Source organism: Caldalkalibacillus thermarum (genome assembly GCF_014644735.1).
In the GTDB taxonomy this organism is placed as follows: Bacteria; Bacillota; Bacilli; order Caldalkalibacillales; family Caldalkalibacillaceae; genus Caldalkalibacillus; species Caldalkalibacillus thermarum.
The window spans coordinates 1-1,832 of the sequence record NZ_BMKZ01000100.1 but is presented as its reverse complement, the minus strand read 5'-3'; the positions used below and the strand labels follow the sequence as shown (position 1 = coordinate 1,832).

The 1,832-nt window shown below is 44.3% G+C and carries 2 protein-coding genes and 1 pseudogene; all 3 read right to left on the bottom strand.

Annotated elements, in window-relative coordinates; genetic code table 11:
• A pseudogene (locus IEW48_RS16580) lies at nt 1-219 on the bottom strand (adenine deaminase C-terminal domain-containing protein); the annotation flags it as partial.
• A gap of 193 nt (nt 220-412) precedes the next feature.
• Nucleotides 413-601, bottom strand: coding sequence for a hypothetical protein (locus tag IEW48_RS16575; RefSeq protein ID WP_188624364.1), 189 nt, complete (start codon nt 599-601; stop codon nt 413-415).
• Between the two features lie 48 nt (nt 602-649).
• Nucleotides 650-1,804, bottom strand: coding sequence for a flagellin N-terminal helical domain-containing protein (locus IEW48_RS16570; RefSeq protein ID WP_188624707.1), 1,155 nt, complete (start codon nt 1,802-1,804; stop codon nt 650-652).
• Nucleotides 1,805-1,832: the final 28 nt, after the last annotated feature.

Below are 1,832 nucleotides of genomic sequence, written 5' to 3'. Positions count from 1 at the left end.
GTCCAGCTCAATGATCATGGTTTGGCCGTCTACCAGCGGTTCTTGATCACCCACATAGGCGATGCGCTCTCCGGCCAGGTAAATATGGCCTTTTTCCACCTGGCCTGTATAGACGTTTAAATAACAGGCATCCTTAAACCAGGCCGTGGCCGGTTCTTTCCGCAGGGAAACATTCAACAGCCGGCGATAGGTTTTGGCTGACATTGGTCTGATACTCATATTATTCCTCCGTTTACATGATCATCGTCAAGGACGCATACCGGATACGCATACCGGACATGATCCTTTCTTTAACCAGCATCCGCTTTTTATGGTACTACTTTAACATATTAAAGCCCGCTGGAACAATATTTTTGTTTTTGTCTTTACCTAACCTTCTCAAGATGTGCTTGCCAAGCATACCATAGTTTTTCTACCTGGACAACAATGCCATCCCAATCTCGATGACTCCGTTTGCCAACGGAGACGGCTGCCCATAGCAATTCTGGCCAATACAGATCACGAAGGCAATGATTTCCAGAATGTCTGCCACAATCAATGGCCTGATACGCCAGTTCCAATTCCATTCGTCCTTTCTGCCATATTCATTAATCAAAACCATATTGAAAAAGTGGCCATCATCAACAGATGGCCACTTGGTTTGTTATTATTATCCAAGCAGTTGCAATACGGATTGAGGCAGTTGATTGGCTTGGGCCAGCATCGCTTGAGACGCTTGAGACAGGATGTTGGCACGGGTAAACTCCATGATCTCACGGGCCATATCCACATCTCTGATGCGGGATTCAGCCGCTTGCAAGTTTTCAACAGAAGTGCCGAGGTTGTTGATGGTGTGCTCTAAGCGGTTTTGGTAGGCACCCAGTTTGGAGTGCTCGGCGGATACTTTTTCAATAGCATTATTGATAATAGTGATTGCTTCGTTTGCAGATTCTGTATCAGAAACAGAGATGCCTTCAACATTTAACGCATTAGCAGACATGTCTGTTAAAGAAAGTTTAATGTTTTGATCTTGGTTTGCACCGATGTGGAAACTTAAACGGGTACCTTTGACCTTGAATGTATCTGCTGTTGATAGTTCGCCAAGTCCTTTACCAGTTGTATCAGCGACTGCATCATTAACGGTAACGGAGAATGTTGCACCACCCACAGTTACCTCTTTTGTTAAAATATCATTCTCAATGTCGTCTGCTGTAAATTTTACAGTAGAGCTAGCTCCATTAACTGTAACAGTAAATGTTATTTCTTTAAAGTCACCATCGTCTTTATCTTCATATTCTACTTGCTGTGAGAGGCTAACAGTTGAATCCGAAGAAAGTTCACCATCAACAAAACGAAAATCAGAAGCGTACTCAGTGTTACTAATGGTTCCATCTAATTTAATAGTGAGATCGCCATTGAGTAATGTCTTGGTGTTAAATTCAGTATTAGCTGAAATACGGTTCAATTCATCAATTAATTGGTTCACTTCTTTTTGCAGCTCTTTCCGGTCAGCTTCAGTGTTGGTGTCGTTGGCAGCCTGAACGGCCAGTTCCCGCATACGCTGCAGAATGGCATGGGTTTCCTGCAGAGCCCCCTCAGCGGTCTGAATCAGGGAGATGCCATCCTGAGCATTCCGAATAGCCTGGTTCAATCCCCGGATTTGAGCGCGCATTTTTTCAGAGATGGCCAAACCGGCAGCGTCGTCACCGGCACGGTTGATGCGCATACCGGAAGACAACTTTTCCATTGCTTTTTGAGCAGCTAAGTTATTTGCCGCTAGCATGCGATGTGTGTTTAACGCAGGGATGTTGTTGTTGATAATCATTTCCTATCAACCTCCGTGTAATTTTTTT

Coding starts and splice junctions, on each gene's coding strand:
- IEW48_RS16575 (WP_188624364.1), bottom strand. CDS start 601: ATGGTTTTGATTAATGAATATGGCAGAAAGGACGAATGGAATTGGAAC.
- IEW48_RS16570 (WP_188624707.1), bottom strand. CDS start 1,804: ATGATTATCAACAACAACATCCCTGCGTTAAACACACATCGCATGCTA.